General features: G+C 42.2%; 15 protein-coding genes. 8 read left to right on the top strand and 7 right to left on the bottom strand.

Translation table 11 applies throughout. The features are described from left to right. The first annotated feature begins 170 nt into the window (after positions 1 to 170). The 3 genes from gmk to nadD are packed head-to-tail and all read left to right on the top strand — an operon-like array spanning position 171 to position 1,542. A complete protein-coding gene (gmk, locus tag A4V03_RS13370) occupies positions 171 to 740 on the top strand; it encodes a guanylate kinase (RefSeq protein ID WP_065539247.1) in 570 nt (189 codons plus the stop codon). 9 nt (positions 741 to 749) lie between these two features. Continuing rightward, complete coding sequence (locus tag A4V03_RS13365) at positions 750 to 965, top strand: hypothetical protein (protein ID WP_065539246.1); 216 nt, start codon at positions 750 to 752, stop codon at positions 963 to 965. After that, positions 952 to 1,542, top strand: a complete 591-nt coding sequence (gene nadD, locus A4V03_RS13360) for a nicotinate (nicotinamide) nucleotide adenylyltransferase (protein WP_065539245.1) — start codon at positions 952 to 954, stop codon at positions 1,540 to 1,542. The genes A4V03_RS13365 and nadD overlap by 14 nt, the downstream gene beginning before the upstream one ends. A 246-nt stretch (positions 1,543 to 1,788) precedes the next feature. Here the strand turns inward: nadD and A4V03_RS13355 are convergent, their stop codons facing one another. Both A4V03_RS13355 and A4V03_RS13350 read right to left on the bottom strand, forming a co-directional pair. After that, positions 1,789 to 2,853 (bottom strand): metallophosphoesterase, encoded by a 1,065-nt coding sequence (locus tag A4V03_RS13355; protein WP_065539244.1) that lies wholly within the window; start codon positions 2,851 to 2,853, stop codon positions 1,789 to 1,791. 55 nt (positions 2,854 to 2,908) lie between these two features. Further along, positions 2,909 to 3,805 carry an Rpn family recombination-promoting nuclease/putative transposase gene (locus A4V03_RS13350; protein ID WP_065539243.1) on the bottom strand — a complete coding sequence of 299 codons (897 nt, stop codon included), beginning with the start codon at positions 3,803 to 3,805 and terminating at the stop codon, positions 2,909 to 2,911. 493 nt (positions 3,806 to 4,298) lie between these two features. Here A4V03_RS13350 and A4V03_RS13345 point away from each other — a divergent pair, with 493 nt between their 5' ends. The 3 genes from A4V03_RS13345 (at position 4,299) to A4V03_RS13335 (ending at position 7,987) form a co-directional block, all read left to right on the top strand. Next, the gene (locus A4V03_RS13345) at positions 4,299 to 5,450 is read left to right on the top strand and encodes an ISAs1 family transposase (RefSeq protein ID WP_065538162.1); all 1,152 of its coding nucleotides are present in this window, start codon (positions 4,299 to 4,301) and stop codon (positions 5,448 to 5,450) included. 612 nt (positions 5,451 to 6,062) lie between these two features. After that, the gene (locus A4V03_RS13340; protein ID WP_065540423.1) at positions 6,063 to 6,779 is read left to right on the top strand and encodes a hypothetical protein; all 717 of its coding nucleotides are present in this window, start codon (positions 6,063 to 6,065) and stop codon (positions 6,777 to 6,779) included. Between the two features lie 314 nt (positions 6,780 to 7,093). After that, positions 7,094 to 7,987, top strand: a complete 894-nt coding sequence (locus A4V03_RS13335) for a 1,4-dihydroxy-2-naphthoate polyprenyltransferase (protein ID WP_065539242.1) — start codon at positions 7,094 to 7,096, stop codon at positions 7,985 to 7,987. A 3-nt stretch (positions 7,988 to 7,990) separates the two neighbouring features. Here A4V03_RS13335 and rfbB read toward each other — a convergent pair whose 3' ends face one another. The 3 genes from rfbB to A4V03_RS13320 form a co-directional block, all read right to left on the bottom strand. Further along, positions 7,991 to 9,127 carry a dTDP-glucose 4,6-dehydratase gene (gene rfbB / locus A4V03_RS13330; protein WP_065539241.1) on the bottom strand — a complete coding sequence of 379 codons (1,137 nt, stop codon included), beginning with the start codon at positions 9,125 to 9,127 and terminating at the stop codon, positions 7,991 to 7,993. Positions 9,128 to 9,149: 22 nt separating this feature from the next. Further along, a complete protein-coding gene (gene rfbA / locus A4V03_RS13325; protein ID WP_065539240.1) occupies positions 9,150 to 10,019 on the bottom strand; it encodes a glucose-1-phosphate thymidylyltransferase RfbA in 870 nt (289 codons plus the stop codon). A 95-nt stretch (positions 10,020 to 10,114) separates the two neighbouring features. Further along, the gene (locus tag A4V03_RS13320) at positions 10,115 to 10,609 is read right to left on the bottom strand and encodes a metallophosphoesterase family protein (RefSeq protein ID WP_065539239.1); all 495 of its coding nucleotides are present in this window, start codon (positions 10,607 to 10,609) and stop codon (positions 10,115 to 10,117) included. Positions 10,610 to 10,664: 55 nt separating this feature from the next. Between A4V03_RS13320 and A4V03_RS13315 the strand changes: the two genes are divergently transcribed. Continuing rightward, positions 10,665 to 12,803 (top strand): RNA degradosome polyphosphate kinase, encoded by a 2,139-nt coding sequence (locus A4V03_RS13315; RefSeq protein WP_065539238.1) that lies wholly within the window; start codon positions 10,665 to 10,667, stop codon positions 12,801 to 12,803. A 250-nt stretch (positions 12,804 to 13,053) separates the two neighbouring features. Here A4V03_RS13315 and A4V03_RS13310 read toward each other — a convergent pair whose 3' ends face one another. Then, positions 13,054 to 14,334 (bottom strand): O-acetylhomoserine aminocarboxypropyltransferase/cysteine synthase family protein, encoded by a 1,281-nt coding sequence (locus A4V03_RS13310; protein ID WP_065539237.1) that lies wholly within the window; start codon positions 14,332 to 14,334, stop codon positions 13,054 to 13,056. Positions 14,335 to 14,464: 130 nt separating this feature from the next. Here A4V03_RS13310 and A4V03_RS13305 point away from each other — a divergent pair, with 130 nt between their 5' ends. Beyond that, positions 14,465 to 15,559 carry an N-acetylmuramoyl-L-alanine amidase family protein gene (locus A4V03_RS13305; protein WP_065540422.1) on the top strand — a complete coding sequence of 365 codons (1,095 nt, stop codon included), beginning with the start codon at positions 14,465 to 14,467 and terminating at the stop codon, positions 15,557 to 15,559. 372 nt (positions 15,560 to 15,931) lie between these two features. On the opposite strand, the gene A4V03_RS13300 is transcribed toward A4V03_RS13305, so the two are convergent. Beyond that, positions 15,932 to 17,467 carry an acyl-CoA carboxylase subunit beta gene (locus tag A4V03_RS13300; RefSeq protein ID WP_089280721.1) on the bottom strand — a complete coding sequence of 512 codons (1,536 nt, stop codon included), beginning with the start codon at positions 17,465 to 17,467 and terminating at the stop codon, positions 15,932 to 15,934. Between the last annotated feature and the right edge of the window lie 18 nt (positions 17,468 to 17,485).

The following is a 17,485-nucleotide window of genomic DNA, read 5'->3' as shown; positions in this document are numbered from 1 at the left end:
TTATTTACGATGATTCATTTACGATTAGACGATTTACGATGTACGATTGAAGTTAGTATTGCGAAATAATTGTGTACACATTTGGATATTTATAAATTCAAAAAGTAATATCAATCGTACATCGTAAATCGTCTAATCGTAAATAACTTAATGTCAAATAAGCTTTAATAATGACCGGTAAACTAATTATTTTCTCTGCCCCGTCAGGTTCGGGCAAATCTACTATTATCAATTATTTGCTGACGCAGAATTTGAATCTTGCATTTTCTATTTCTGCTACCAGCCGTCTTCCGCGTGGGACGGAGCAGCACGGAGTGGAATATTTCTTTCTTACGCCGGAGGAATTCCGTTGTCGCATTGAGAACAACGAATTTTTGGAGTATGAGGAAGTATATAAGGACCGTTATTACGGAACGTTGAAGGCACAAGTGGAAAAGCAACTGGAAGCAGGTCAGAATGTTGTGTTTGACGTTGATGTGGTAGGTGGATGTAATATCAAGAAGTTTTATGGTGATCGTGCGCTGTCAGTGTTCATTCAACCGCCTTCGGTGGAAGAATTACGTTACCGGTTGGAAGGACGCGGAACGGATGCTCCGGAAGTCATTGAAAGCCGTATTGCCAAGGCGGAATACGAATTGGGGTTTGCTCCGCAATTCGATTGTGTGATTGTCAATGACGATTTGGAAGTTGCGAAGGCAGAAGCGTTGAAAGTAATCAAAGGGTTTTTAGCCGAAGAATAAGACTTAAGAATGTACAAGAAGAATTGTAACAGCCGAAAATGGATGTATCTGTGTGCCGTCACCGGTGTGATGAATCTTCTTGCTTTTATTGTATGCCTTTATTTTCAACAATGGGTCATAAGCGGCATTACGCTACTTCTCACAATCAGACAAGCTATTGTTTTACCGAAGTGGAGAAAGAAAGTGAAGCAAGAAGAAAGAATGGCAGAAAATGAACCAAGCTAAAACAAGAAAAACCGGAATCTTCAGCGGGTCATTCAATCCGATTCATATCGGGCATCTCGCTTTAGCCAATTACCTTTGTGAGTATGAAGGGTTGGATGAAATTTGGTTTATGGTAAGTCCGCAGAATCCTTTGAAGACGAAGGCGGAGTTATGGAGTGACGAACTTCGTCTTCAATTAGTGGAGTTGTCCATCAGTGATTATCCTCGTTTTCGAGCTTCAGACTTTGAATTTCATTTGCCCCGTCCTTCGTATAGCGTATATACACTGGAAAAACTTCGTGAAACGTATCCCGACCGGGAGTTTTATTTCATTATCGGTTCCGATAATTGGGAACGTTTTGGACGCTGGTATCAGTCCGAACGCATCATTAAAGAGAATCAACTTCTCATTTATCCTCGTCCCGGCTTTCCGGTAAAAGAAGAGGAATTGCCGGAAACCGTGCGTCTCGTTCATTCTCCTGTTTTTGAAATCAGTTCCACTTTTATTCGGGAAGCCTTGAGTGCAGGGAAAGATATTCGTTACTTTCTACATCCAAGAGTTTGGGAGGCTATCAAGAAAGATAATATACGCCTTTGAATATATTAAAATACATATCCGGCAGAATATAACGGATAATTTGTCAGTTACTCTTGTTGTTGATAATCAACTATTTATAGATGTAAATGTAAACACTAAAAAGGATAATAACAAAAAGTCATATCCTAAAAGTGTGGTATTTAACAAAAAGTCGTACCCTAAAAGTGTGGTATATTACAGAAAGTCGTATCAGAAAAGTGTGTGATGCTGCTATTTCTGTTTGTTATCGTACTAAGTTACGATACCTTACTCCGTCAGCCGATGAAGGGTAATGACGATGATTTCTGCCGGAGCACCGACACGGATCGGTAACTTTGAAGTTCCTATTCCGTTTGTTATAATCAAAGGGATTTTTGCTGTATTATATGCCAGTCCGGTGATAAAACGATTGCCGTAGTGTGAGTTCAGTGCCGGGGCGACTCCGAATACACGGACTTGTCCGCCGTGTGTATGCCCTGCGAGAGCAAGGTCTGTATTGGCTACTGAAACGTCTTCTATGTAATCCGGCGTATGAACCAGCAAGATGACAAAATCCTTGGGAGAGAGTGCCAAAGTGGGTGATACTCCGTTGCGCCCCAGATCGAAAGGATTGCGCACTCCGGCAATAATAATCTGCTGGCCGTCTTTACGCAGCGTGTCCACTTCGTGTTCTAACGGACGCATTCCGTAATGTTTCATTGTGTTCACAATTTTGTCGTGACAACGTTCGTAATCATTATTGCCCATCACTCCGTAGGTTCCCATTGGTGTCTTTACCCGTGCAAGTGCGGAAAACAAAGGTTCTACATATTCGCAACCTTCCTGATAATCGCCACCCATCAAAAGAACATCTGCTTTTTGGGCAATCAAGAGATTGACAAGGCTGTTCAAGCCTTGTTCTTTGAATAGACTCTTATAGTGCAAGTCGGAAATAAAAGCGATACGGAAACCTTCGAATGCTTCGGGGACGTCACGGTGGGTAAAGTCGTAGTTCACTACACGGTCTATACCCGCATAGGTAGAAGAGAGTTTGACTGTCGAAGAGGTTATCTTTGTGCCACGAAGCACCCGGTCAGAGTATTTGTTGTCGGTAGCTGGTTCTTGTTTTTGGGGGTTATGTTTCTTGCTTTTCGAGATATTCAGGTCTTTGAGTTGCGAATGGTCAGGGGTGAATATCCTGGCAATGGATCCGGTTGTATCCGTTATATGTGCAGAGACAGAGTCCATGTTCAAGACAGGGCGCGGCAAGGTGGATACGACATTCTTTTTCGATTTACAAGAAACCAACAAAAGTAACGCCAACAGCATAAAAGGGTATATCGTTTTCTTCATTTTCTCGTTTATGAATGCAGATGATTGAACGGAACCAACAAGTTCATATTTCCTTTCAGATTCTCTCTATTTCCTCAATCGGAAGCCCTGTGTATTTGGAAATCACGTCATCAAGCAATCCGTCCGATTTCATCTTCCTGACTATTTCTATTTTTTCTTCTTCACGGCCTTTTTCCAATCCTTCTTTCAGCCCCTTTTCATGTCCTTCTTCATGTCCTTCTTTCCGTGCCGTATTTACAGCATTTACGATATCCCGATACGCTTTCACGCTGTCTTCATATTCTCTTAACTGTTTTGGAGTGAAACGGGCTATTGAAGCAGCTTCGAACAAACGGTTGAAGACGCGTTCCTGCAATGCAGCCGGACGTTCCAACAGACGGGACAGATTCTTCAGGACGAATATCCATTTTTCGAACAATGTTCCCAGTTCATCTTCTGTCTTGGTAAACTTGGGGAGTTCCAGATAGATGAATGTAAGTTTGTCGTAGAATACTTTTTTAGTATTTACATCCATCAATTTTACCTCATGATGGAAATAGTCCTTTGAATTCTTGTCTTCATCGAACACAAAATTGAGTATTCCTACCGTATAGACTGATTCGAGCCGATAATCCCAATCTCCCCGTTTGGCCTGTTCGCGGATGGGAAAGGTGGAATAATAGACACTGCGGTCTTTGAAGAATTGCTGGAATACATTTTGCATCTCGACAATGAATTTTTCACCGCTTTCCGTTTCACAATACACATCAAAGATGGCACGGCGGTCTTCTTTACGAATACCTAGTTGCTCACCGTTAAGATAAGTAAGGTCTTTGATGATGTATGTTCCATGAAAAAGCGCGTTCAGAAAGCCGATTAGCAGTTCTTTGTTCATGGGCGTTCCGAAAAGATACTTGAATCCAAAATCGGTTCTCGGGTCAATATATCGTTCTTTCCATTCATTTACTGGCATAAACGTGAGGTTTTAATGATTAGAGAACAAAGATAAGTGTTTTAATTTGATATCTGACAAAAAAATAAAAGATTATACCGGATGACAGATTATGCATACCTGTTACTTTCGTACGTTTCTTCTCAATCAGTCCACTACTACTGATTCTTATAGGAAGCGGTACTTCTCTTCCTGTTTATTAATAAAAAACTTCCGTTTCATTAATTATAAACTTCATCTCATCAGATAGAAAACTTATCTTCCATTCATCATAAACTATAAACGCAAGCTTTGATTATAAAAATGCAAGCTTCATTTTTATAATTGCAAGCTTCGTTTATAAAAACAAAACTTGCGTCAGGGCAGACGCATTATATTTTGTCTATCAATTAGTCAACTATTATCTATATTTCATTTTTATTATTTGTCTTATTATTAATCTATTAATATTTTGTATATTAATTATTTATTTGTATTTTTGTTGTATTGAATTTAAACAAAAATAAACCCTAAAATGAGCTTAATTAGTCTTTGTAAACAACTTGAAGATCCTCGTATTGACCGAAAAAAAGAACACTCTTTGGAAGTCATCGTTTATATAGCCTTGTGTGCTGTAATCTGTGGAAGTGAAAGCTGGAATGAAATAGAACGGTTCGGTATTTGTAAGTTTGACTTCTTTAAACGTCGTTTTCCTGATTTAGTAAAGATCCCAAGTCATGACACTTTCAATCGTTTTTTCAGTTTACTCAAACCCGGTTATTTTGAATTGGTCTTTCGTGATTGGGTATCTGAGCTTTGTGGTAAGTATGAAGGGGTTGTTGCTATAGACGGTAAAATGCTTCGTGGAGCAAGTAAGTGCAGCAAAGACAATCCCTTTGGCAAAAAAGGATTCAAGCTTCATATGGTTAGTGCCTGGGCTGTTTCCAATGGAATCAGTATGGGTCAGGTAAAAGTAGATGATAAAAGCAATGAAATCACCGCTATTCCTTCTCTTATAAAATCTCTGGATTTGCAGGATTGCATAGTGACAATTGATGCTATTGCATGCCAAACAGATATTGCCGAAGTAATAATAGAAAATAATGCAGACTATATTCTGGCATTAAAGGCCAATCAAAAAAACAGGTTAATGGATGTGGAACGCTGGCTAGACGAGATGGATGGTGTTGATATTGATCGGCCGGTATACCGTTCACACTATGGAAAATATGTCACAGAGGAGGTTTCTCATGGGAGAATTGAGACTCGTGAATGTCTGGTTTATAGCCCGGGAAAGATTATGGAATCAATGCTGAAAGATAAATTTGAGGGGGTCAAGTCCATCGTAAGAATTAGTACCGAAAGACTGGAGGTAGCCACTAAAAAACTTTCCGTAGAAAAAAGATATTACATTACTTCACTAGGGCTAAAACCGAAAGAAATTTCAGAGGCTATAAGATCGCATTGGGATATAGAAAACAGGCTACATTGGCAGTTAGACGTATCGTTTAGAGAAGACGCAGGAAGGAAAGTAGGTAATGCTGCGCAAAATTTTTCTTTAATTAATAAGATGGCCCTTTATATCATCAAACAAGATGAAACAAAGGGCAGTGTAGCAGCCAAAAGAAAAAACGCAGGATGGAATGATGAATATTTGTTCAAACTATTAAATAAGATAAAAATATAATGCGTTTGCCCTGAACTTGCGTTTAGAGTTTATGATGAATCAGCTGGAACTTTAGAAGTAGGAGAAAAGAAGTTTATAATTAATGGAGAAGAAGTTTTCTTTTAATAGACAAGTTCTCATCTATTAATACTCTTGCCCGTAATTACAGCACCGTATAAGTCGACAAAACTCTGTTTCGCAACACATCTATTCAATTTATCACTGCTGAATATGGAATAAATTCATCGTTTTCAATATCTTTGTGCCGGAAATGTAAGTATTAACCCTTTAAAACAGTATGCGAATGAATTGAATAAACAGGAAACAGATATTTGGGAAGCATTTGCAAATTTTGCAAAAGGATTTCCACAGAATGAATTAAACAAATAAATAATAATCACGGAAAGCGTTCCTGTTCATACTTGAAAATATTGAATTGAGCTTTTAGCTCTTGTTCTCCTTCATTTGAATACCGCCAAACATTCATCTCGTGAGGACAAGTCGACTGAAGGTTCACGCCCATAAGGCGTGGACTATTCTGTACTTGTTACGAGATGTGGTCACTTGGCGGTAACCAAAATGAAGGCAAGTTATGAATGGTTGCACGCCTTTCTTAATAAACAAGAAATAACAATGAACAAGATTTTATCAATTGTGATGCTACTCACTATTTCAACTATTTTATATGCACAAAAAGATGTAACACAATTTCTTGGTATCCCTGTCGATGGCAGCAAATCGGAAATGATACAAAAACTGAAGGCAAAAGGATATCGATACAATAGTACGTTAGATCAACTGGAAGGAGAATTTAATGGTAGTCAAGTGTACTTGAGTGTAGTAACCAATAACAATAAAGTGTGGCGGATCTTGGTTGAAGATGCAATAGCATCAGGTGAAACTGATATCAGAATAAGATTTAACAAACTATGTCGTCAGTTTCAGAAGAATGATAGATATATATCGTACTCATCTTCCAATCTTTTTCTATCTGAAAATGAAGATCTATCTTATGAAATGACAGTCAATAATAAGCGATATGAGGCCTCTTACTGTCAATTACCAGCCCTAATCGAATCCGTAAATATTCTACCGGATAGCATTCAGAATATATTTGAAAAGAGCGTACAGGGGAATGCTGAACTATTAAAAATGCAGAAATATATTTTTTCAAAATATCCAATAGAGGAAATTGAAGATAGAGAAAAATTGGTGCAAATTACAAATGAATTCGTGGAAACAATTTTAAAAAAATCAGTATGGTTCATGATTAATCAACAATATGGTAGATACAAAATTCTGATGTTTTATGACAACGAGTATAATCGGTCAAACGGAGAAGACTTATAACCATTGTCCTTCTCAAAAAATATGAAGAAAGTCAATTTCATATTATTTGCCCGTTCTTATTCCCGTAAATGGCAATGTGTATTCTCTCTACTGGGATGTGAGGTAAAAGTAATAGAGTATATTTCCCAAATAGTGTTATCTTTCCTCTAAAGAAAAAGCATTTCTTTGTCTTGTCGGTGTGAGAATCTCAAGATTATCATATAATTTTGTGCCCGAAAACTTTTTATGGGATATAAAAGTACAAAAACAGCAAGAAGATAACAGCATGGAAGAAGCAGAACGCAACAGCAGGAAAGATCTAAAAACAGAACACTATGGAAGAAGTAAAGCATAACTCGCTACAAGCATGGATATTAGCTGCACGTCCCAAAACTCTTACAGGAGCCGTTACCCCTGTTTTGATAGGTACAGCTCTCGCTGCAATGGACGGGCATTTTCATTGGTTGCCGGCACTGATTTGCTGTCTGTTTGCAAGTTTGATGCAAATTGCCGCTAATTTCATTAACGACCTTTTCGACTTCCTTAAAGGGACAGACCGGGAAGATCGCTTGGGACCCGAACGTGCTTGTGCACAGGGATGGATTTCTCCGCAAGCGATGAAAACCGGGATTATTATTACGGTTGTTCTTGCCTGTCTTATCGGTTGCACATTACTTTTCTTTGCCGGATGGGAACTGATTGTCGTAGGAGTGCTTTGTGTATTATTCGCCTTTCTTTATACCACTGGCCCTTATCCTCTTTCTTACAACGGCTGGGGAGATGTACTGGTGATTGTCTTCTTCGGATTTGTGCCTGTTGGCGGAACATATTACGTGCAAGCGCTAACATGGACGCCGGATGTCACTATCGCCTCTCTGACTTGTGGACTATTGATTGATACGCTGCTGGTAGTCAATAACTACCGTGACCGGGAAGCGGATGCGCGCAGTGGAAAAAGAACAGTAATCGTTCGTTTCGGTGAGAAGTTCGGCCGCTATTTTTATTTGATGTTGGGTGTTACAGCTTCTCTTCTCTGTCTATGTTTCCTTCGTGAAGGGCATTTTTTAGCCGCTCTTCTTCCGCAACTCTATTTGATTCCTCATTTCCTCACCTGGAAACGGATGGTGAAAATATATAGTGGTAAAAAATTGAACAGCATATTAGGCGAGACCTCGCGTAATATGCTGTTTATGGGTGTTCTTATTGCAATAGGAATGTTGGTAAGTTGAGAATCATTTCCCGTACATCTTTTCGTAGTAACCCTGATAATCTCCGCTGGTAACTTCTTCCACCCAAGCCTGGTTGGCCAAGTACCATTCGATTGTTTTTACGATACCAACTTCGAATTTTGTTTCGGGATACCATCCTAAAGCATTTGTAATCTTTGTAGGATCGATGGCGTAACGTTGGTCATGTCCCAAGCGGTCTTTAACGAACGTAATCAGATCTTCGTTGATCCAGTCGATCGAAATATTTCCGTTTTCGTCTTTCACTTTCTTTTTGAGAACCTGGCGATATTCGGGCTTCTCTGTCATCAGACGGTGGATAGTTGAAATAGTCAGTTTTACGATTTCGAGGTTTGTCTTCTCGTTATGTCCGCCAACGTTGTAGACTTCTCCGTCTTTACCTTCACGTACAACGAGATCGATCGCTTTGCAGTGATCTTCTACATAAAGCCAGTCGCGTACGTTACTGCCGTCACCGTAGACGGGGAGATGTTTTCCTTCGAGGATATTCTTGATAATCAACGGAATCAATTTTTCCGGGAAGTGGTACGGACCATAGTTGTTTGAGCAGCGGGTAATTGTTACCGGCATTTTATAAGTATCATGGTAAGCCATCACTACCATGTCTGCGCTAGTCTTAGAGGCACTGTACGGGCTGTGAGGACAAAGCGGTGTTGCTTCAGTGAAATACCCTTCGGCTCCCAGTGAACCATACACTTCGTCGGTGGATACTTGATGATAGCGTACACCTTTTCTCCAGGTAGGGTATCCTTGTTCATCTTTTCCCATTACCCATGCGCGGCGTGCACAATCCAATAGGTTCTGTGTTCCGAGAATGTTGGTCATCAGAAACAGTTGCGGATTTTCAATGCTGCGGTCAACGTGACTTTCGGCAGCGAAATTCACTACATAATCAAAACGATACTCAGCAAAAAGACCATCTACCACATCACGGCTGCAAATGTCTCCTTTGATAAAGACGCAGCGTTCGTTGTCAATGTCTTTGGCAATCGTTCCTAAGTTACCTGCATACGTCAAGGCATCCAATATCACGACTTTGATGTCGTTATGTTTGGCCAAGATGTATTTGATGTAATTCGCACCGATAAATCCTGCGGCACCGGTCACTAGATAAGTTTTCATATTTTATTCTATTATGTTGATTTTAGGATTGTTTTGCCAATTCGATGAGATACTTTCCATACTTGGTCTTTTCGAGTTGTTGACCTAGCAGAAGCAATTGCTCTGTTGGAATCCATCCCTGACGCCAGGCGATTTCTTCAATACAGCTGACGTAGAAACCTTGCCGGTTCTGAATAGTAGCCACGAAGTTGGATGCTTCCAGCAGACTGTCGCAGTTACCCGTATCCAGCCATGCGAATCCGCGTCCGAAGAGTTCCACTTTCAATGTGCCTTCTTCCAGATACAGGCGATTCAGGTCTGTAATCTCATATTCTCCACGTGCTGAAGGACGAAGAGCTGCCGCTTTTTCCGTCACACTGGCATCATAGAAATAGAGTCCGGGAACAGCGTAATTACTTTTCGGCATTTCCGGTTTTTCTTCCAGCGAAATAACTTTCCCTTGTTCGTTAAATTCCACTACACCGTATGCGCGCGGGTCTTTTACATAGTAGCCGAAGATGCAGGCACCTTTTTCTATATTGGCAGCCCGGCGGAGCATGGCAGAGAAGCCTTGCCCGTAAAACATATTATCCCCAAGAATCAGACAGCCTGGTTCGCCGTTCAGGAAATCGGCTCCCAATACGAAAGCCTGTGCCAGTCCGTTAGGTTGTTCCTGTATTTTGTAGGAGAAAGACATACCCAACTCCTCACCCGTTCCCAGCAAGTCCCGGAACATAGGCAAGTCACGTGGAGTCGAAATAATCAGCACTTCGCGTATTCCTGCCAACATCAGTGTCGACAATGGATAGTAAATCATCGGCTTGTCATATACAGGCATGATTTGTTTGGAAATCGCTTTGGAAAGCGGATAAAGTCGGGTGGCACTACCACCGGCCAGAATAATTCCTTTCATGTTCGTCTGAGTTATTCATTAACAGTGTGCAAAGGTCGGAAAGAATTCCGACGTGGCAAAATTTTAAAATAATTTTTCAGTCAGGGACATTTATTTTATTTGTCCGCCAGTTCGATAACTTCCAAGTCTTGAAACGCTCCTTGATTGATAACAAAACGCACCAAAGTCCGCACCTTATGGAAACCAGACATACCTGCAGCTCCCGGATTGATATGTAACATATCCAGCGTTTTATCATACTTCACCTTTAATATATGCGAATGTCCGCTGATAAAAAGCTTGGGCGGTCGCGTCATCAGACTACCGATGATGGAAGGATCATACTTCCCCGGATAACCGCCGATATGTTTTATCAGTACTTCCGCACCATCCACCGTGAAACGATTTATTTGAGGATACAGTTTTCTGATTTCTTGTCCGTCAATGTTACCATATACCGCCCGGAATGGACGGAATGCGGCTAACTTTTCTGCTACTTCCAATGAACCGATGTCTCCGGCGTGCCAGATTTCGTCGCACGGCTCAAAATATTTCAGGTATTTCTCATCCCAGTAAGCGTGAGTATCAGATAATAATCCAATTCTTGTCATAAAATTCTTTGTTTAATCCCACAAAGATACTATATTTGGAAAAATCTTAAAGCACATGGAAAGCAAATATAATTATTTCAAGCGAGATATAAGTTGGCTCTCATTCAATTACCGCGTATTGTTGGAGGCTCTGGACGAGCGTCTGCCGCTTTACGAACGTATCAACTTCATCTCTATCTACTCTTCCAACCTCGAAGAGTTTTACAAAATCCGTGTAGCCGACCATAAAGCTGTTGCTTCCGGCGCTACGGAAAGCGATGAAGAAACCGTACAGTCAGCTCGCGAACTGGTAGAGGAAATAAATAAAGAAGTCACCCGCCAGCTGGATGACCGTGTACGCATCTATGAACAAAAAATACTGCCTGCCCTGCGCAAAAATCATATCATTTTTTATCAGGACAATCATGTAGAACCGTTCCATCAACAGTTTATCAAAGACTTTTTCCAGGAGGAAATCTTTCCCTACCTGCAACCTGTGCCTGTATCCAAAGATAAAATTGTCTCCTTCCTACGGGATAACCGCCTTTACCTGGCAATACGAGTCTATCCGAAGAAAGAAGAAGAAAACAAAGGAGAAGAAACTAAAGAAAATATAGAAAAATATGCAGGAGAGTGCATAAATGAAAGAAATGTAACAGACTTCCGACAACCTCTTTATTTTGTGATGAAGCAGCCTTACGCCAAAGTGCCCCGCTTCATCGAACTTCCGTCTCGCGAGAAAAATCATTATTTGATGTTTACCGAAGACATCATCAAGGCAAACCTCAACCTGATCTTCCCTGGTTACGACGTTGATTCCAGCTACTGCATCAAAATTTCCCGTGATGCTGATATACTGATTGACGACAGCGCCAGCAGTGCCGATCTCGTCGCCCAACTCAAGAAGAAAGTGAAGAAACGCAAGATCGGTGATGTCTGTCGTTTTGTTTATGACCGTGCTATGCCTTCTGAATTCCTGGATTTCCTTGTGGATGCCTTCCGTATTCAGCGTGACGAACTTGTCCCAGGTGATAAACATTTGAACCTCGAAGACCTGCGTCATCTTCCCAATCCGAACAAATCCCTTCATAGTCTCGAAAAGCCGAAGCCGATGAAGCTGACCGTCCTCGATGAGAAAGAATCCATTTTCAATTACGTTGCCCAAAAGGATCTGTTATTATATTACCCTTATCACTCTTTCGAGCACTTTATCCACTTCTTATATGAAGCCGTGCACAACCCGGAAACCCGCGAAATCATGGTAACTCAATACCGCGTAGCGGAAAACTCCGCCGTCATCAATACCCTGATAGCCGCCGCCCAAAACGGCAAGAAAGTTACCGTATTTGTGGAACTGAAAGCCCGCTTTGATGAAGAAAACAACCTTGCCACCGCCGAAATGATGCAAGCCGCCGGTATCAAGATAATCTACAGCATCCCTGGTTTGAAAGTGCACGCCAAAGTAGCCCTGATCCGTCGTCGCGGATTAAACGGTGAGAAAATCCCCAGCTACGCCTACATCAGTACCGGCAACTTTAACGAAAAAACCGCCACCCTTTACGCCGATTGCGGTCTTTTCACCTGTCGCAAAGAGATAGTGGCCGACCTCTATAACCTCTTCCGTACCCTGCAAGGAAAAGAAGACCCGAAGTTCACCACCCTTTTGGTAGCCCGTTTCAACCTCATTCCCGAATTGAACCGCCTGATCGACCGCGAAATATCCCTCGCAGACGAAGGCAAGAAAGGACGCATCATCCTAAAAATGAACGCCCTCCAAGACCCTGCCATGATAGACCGCCTCTACGGAGCCTCCGAACACGGTGTACAAATCGATCTTATCGTCCGGGGTATCTGTTGCCTCATCCCCGGACAGTCATACAGTCGTAATATCCGTGTCACCCGTATTGTGGATAGCTTCCTCGAACACGCCCGCATTTGGTACTTCGGCAACGACGGCAGCCCCAAAGTATTCATGGGCTCTCCCGACTGGATGCGCCGTAACCTCTACCGCCGCATCGAAGCCATCACCCCCGTTCTTGTCCCCGACCTGCGTGACAGCCTGATCGAAATGCTCGACATCCAACTCGCTGACAATCAAAAAGCATGTTGGGTAGATGATAAGCTGCAAAACATATTTAAAAAAAGAACACCTGGCACATCTGCTGTCCGAGCCCAATACACTTTCTACGATTGGCTAAACGAAAAAGACGACTAACATAAAATCTTAAAGGCGTGCATAATGTCTAAATTGAAAGATTACCCCTGTCATACATTGAACTGCCCTTAAAAAGTTAGACACAAAACTCTAAGAATACAGCTCCATGTGTGGCAGCAATATTTTTCAAAAAAACTATTTAGAAGGTGGTTTGATAAAAGAAACTGTGCTTGTTGTGATAAAATAAGAAGGCACGGAAATGAAAGATTCTCCGTGCCTTCTCTTATTATTTGATATCTTTACGATATTGTTAGACATTCAAAGCCTGTTCGATATCAGCAATGATATCATCTGCATTTTCGATACCTACTGATAGGCGGATCAGGTCTGGACGTACACCGGCTTCCATTAGTTGTTCATCCGTCAACTGGCGGTGAGTATGGCTTGCCGGATGGAGCACGCAACTGCGTGCATCAGCTACGTGAGTAACGATAGCAATGAATTCCAATGAATCCATAAACTTGATAGACACGTCACGTCCGCCTTTCAGTCCGAAGGAGATAACTCCGCAAGAACCGTTCGGCATATATTTCTGTGCCAGACTGTAATATTTGTTGTCCGGCAGACCGCAATAGTTTACCCAAGCTACTTTCTCATTTTTAGAAAGATATTCGGCCACTTTCTGTGCGTTGCGGCAGTGTTGAGGCATACGCAGGTGCAGTGTTTCAAGTCCCAGATTCAATAAGAAAGAGTTTTGCGGGCTTTGGATGCTGCCGAGGTCACGCATCAGTTGCGCAGTTGCTTTGGTGATATAGGCACCTTTGCCGAACGCTTTCGTGTAAGTCAGCCCGTGGTAAGACTCGTCCGGAGTACAAAGTCCCGGGAATTTTTCTGCGTGAGCATCCCAGTCAAAATTACCGCTATCTACAATACAGCCACCTACGCTTGTTGCGTGTCCGTCCATATATTTGGTGGTAGAATGAACTACAATGTCAGCTCCCCATTCAAACGGGCGACAGTTGATAGGAGTAGGGAAGGTGTTGTCAACAATCAAGGGGACCCCGTGACTGTGTGCGATACGTGCGAACTTTTCAATATCCAGCACTTCCAGAGAAGGATTGGAAATTGTTTCGCCAAATAAAGCCTTTGTGTTCGGTTTGAAAGCTGCAGAAATTTCTTCTTCGCTGGCATCCGGATTTACGAAAGTCACATCGATGCCTAGTTTCTTCATCGTCACTCCGAACAAGTTGAACGTACCTCCATAAATAGCGGAAGAACAAACGAAGTGATCTCCTGCCTGACAGATATTAAAAATGGCATAGAAGTTGGCAGCCTGACCGCTGGAAGTCAGCATAGCGGCTACACCACCTTCAAGAGCGGCGATTTTGGCGGCAACAGCGTCATTCGTTGGATTTTGCAGGCGGGTATAAAAATAACCACTGTCTTCCAGATCGAATAGGCGGGCCATTTGCTCGCTGGTATCATATTTGAAAGTTGTACTTTGATAGATGGGCAATATGCGTGGTTCGCCTTTTTTAGGCGTCCATCCAGCCTGTACACACAGGGTTTCCGGTTTGAATTGTTTTGCCATAATGTTATCGGGTTTTAATGTTTTATTTCAAAAAATGTTTTAATGCTGCAAAAGTAGGGAAAATAATTGTATTTTTGCCCTGTTTATGAGTGAAATGATAACTCTTGCGAAGGAGATAGTTAATGTAGTTATGAAAAATAAACTCTATATTCTTTTATTCTTAGTTTTTCTTTTTTCGGGCACAACTCTTTGGGCGCAGCAGAAGGCAACTCCGAAGGCGGGGGAGGGCATTTCTTCTTTTCTGTTGAGGCACAACCGTTCTCCGAAGAAGTATTACGACGATTTTATAGAGTTGAATAAGCAGAAGCTGGGAAAGAATAATGTGCTTAAAGTAGGCATGACTTATGTTATTCCTCCGGTAAAGAAATCGACAACTGCTTCTGCCAAGACTACTTCTGCCAAAAACACGGGGGCCAGGAACACAGCTTCCGAAAGTGCCGGGATAAAGCAACCATCTTCAAAAGCTAAATCGACAAAAATAGGTACCACCATCAATGAGCCTTTGTTTGGAAAGCAACTGGCTAATGTGAAAGTCACTTCCAACCGTCTTGCCGGTGCTTGTTTCTATGTGGTCAGCGGGCATGGAGGCCCCGATCCGGGAGCTATTGGAAAAGTGGGTAGATACGAACTGCATGAAGATGAATACGCTTATGATATTGCGCTCCGTCTGGCACGCAACCTGATGCAGGAAGGAGCCGAAGTGCATATCATCATTCAAGATGCCAAAGATGGTATTCGTGATGATTCGTATCTGTCGAACAGTAAGCGTGAGACTTGTATGGGGGATGCAATTCCTTTAAATCAAGTGCAACGCCTTCAGCAACGTTGTGATAAAATAAACGCCCTTTACCGGAAAGACCGTAAGAATCACTCTTATTGCCGGGCGATTTTTATTCATGTCGATAGCCGTAGTAAGGGAAAACAAACGGATGTATTTTTCTATTATTCGAATAAAAAAGGAGACAGCAAACGATTGGCGAATAATATGAAAGATACGTTTGAGTCAAAATATGGTAAGCATCAGCCTAACCGGGGCTTTTCCGGCACAGTGAGCGGGCGCAACTTATACGTGCTTTCCCATACCACTCCCGCTTCCGTTTTTGTGGAGTTGGGCAATATCCAGAATGCGTTCGATCAGCGTCGGTTGGTGATGAACTCCAATCGTCAGGCACTCGCAAAATGGTTGATGGAAGGCTTTCTGAAAGATTACAAGGAGAAGAAATAACATTTTTGTTTCTCTTTTCGTGAACAAAATAAGAATCTGAATGTTTTATATATGCAAATCGCCTGATGGCTACTTGTAGGTATGCGAATATATATAGGCTAGTGAATATGCCTCCCCGGCATAACAGGAAGATTGCATAGTAGTTTTGTCGTGTTTTATTTTGTGTTTGTGTTGTGACGGTGCTGCGATGTGAATCGGGGTACCGTTTTTTTGTGCATATAAAAAGATTTACTCATAAAAAGCGAGGCTGTCTAAAAAAAGTCAGTAACTCTAACTCCCTTCCTTCCTGAAGGAGGAGAATGAGGATAGAACCGACTTTTTAGACAGCCTCGTCTTTATGGGAGGGTGCTTTATGCACACCTTATCTAGTTGTTATAAAGGTATATTACCGTGCTTCTTGGGTGGGTTTGTTTGCATCTTGTTTTCTGTCATTTCCAACGCCTGGATCAGACGTTTGCGAGTCTGTCTCGGATAAATGATTTCGTCAATATATCCCAGCTCGGCAGCCTGATACGGAGTAGCAAACTTTTCTTTGTAGGCTTCCAGTTCCTTAGCCTTTGTTGCTTCGTCAGCTTTGCGGAACAGGATATTGATGGCGCCGTCTGCACCCATCACAGCAATTTCTGCGCTGGGGTAAGCGAAGTTCACGTCAGCTCCGGTCTGCTTGGAGTTCATTACGATATAAGCGCCGCCGTAAGCTTTGCGGGTAATAACAGTTAGTTTGGGAACAGTAGCTTCTGCGAACGCATAAACTATTTTTGCACCGTGGCGGATGATACCGTTGTTTTCCTGCGTATATCCCGGAAGGAATCCCGGAACATCTTCGAATGTAATCAACGGAATATTGAAACAGTCGCAGAAACGGATAAAACGACTTGCTTTGTCGCTGGCGTCGATGTCAAGAACACCGGCAAGATAAGCCGGCTGATTGGCTACGATACCTACCGAACGACCTGCCATACGGGCAAATCCGATGATGATATTCTTTGCAAAGTTCGGCATGACTTCGAAGAAATAACCGTTGTCTACCACGCGTTCGATAATGTCTTTCATATCATACGGTACGTTCGGATCTGCCGGAACGATTGTATCCAACGAAGCGTCTTCGCGGTTGTTTTCGTCAGAGCAAGGTTGTTTTCTAGCTTCATCCATATTATTCTGCGGTAAGAAAGACAACAGTTCGCGGATGCTCATCAACAGTTCTTCTTCGGAGTTGCACATAAAATGCGTCACACCGCTCTTGCTGCTATGCGTCATTGCGCCACCCAGTTCTTCTTTGCTTACTTCTTCATGAATTACGGTTTTTACTACATCCGGACCAGTCACGAACATGTGGCTTTGTTCTTTCACCATAAAGATGAAATCGGTAAGGGCAGGAGAGTAGCAAGCGCCTCCGGCACAAGGACCCAGGATAGCCGAAATCTGTGGAATCACACCGCTGGCCATTGTGTTCTGATAGAAAATATCCGCATAACCGGAAAGGCTTTCGATACCTTCCTGAATACGTGCGCCGCCCGAATCATTCAAAGCGATAATCGGGGCACCGTTCTTCAACGCAAGTTGTTGTACTTTCACAATCTTTTTGGCATTGGAAGCAGACAGTGAACCGCCATATACGGTAAAGTCATAAGCATAAACAAATACCTGGCGACCGTCTACCTTTCCGTAACCTGAAACGATACCGTCTCCCGGAATTTTGTTTTTATCCATGCCATAGTTCGTACAACGGTGAACCATCAATTTATCCAGTTCAACGAAAGTACCTTTGTCAAGCAACATATCAATACGCTCGCGAGCAGTCATTTTACCGCTTTCGTGTTGTTTCTCTATTTTATCGACGCCTCCACCAAGAGAAGCGATGCGGTCACGTTCCTCGAACGTGGCGTATGCTTTATTCATTTCTTCCATAATGCAATCCGTTCTTAA

Source organism: Bacteroides caecimuris, assembly GCF_001688725.2.
GTDB lineage: Bacteria > Bacteroidota > Bacteroidia > Bacteroidales > Bacteroidaceae > Bacteroides > Bacteroides caecimuris.
This window is presented reverse-complemented; position numbering and strand designations above follow the sequence as displayed.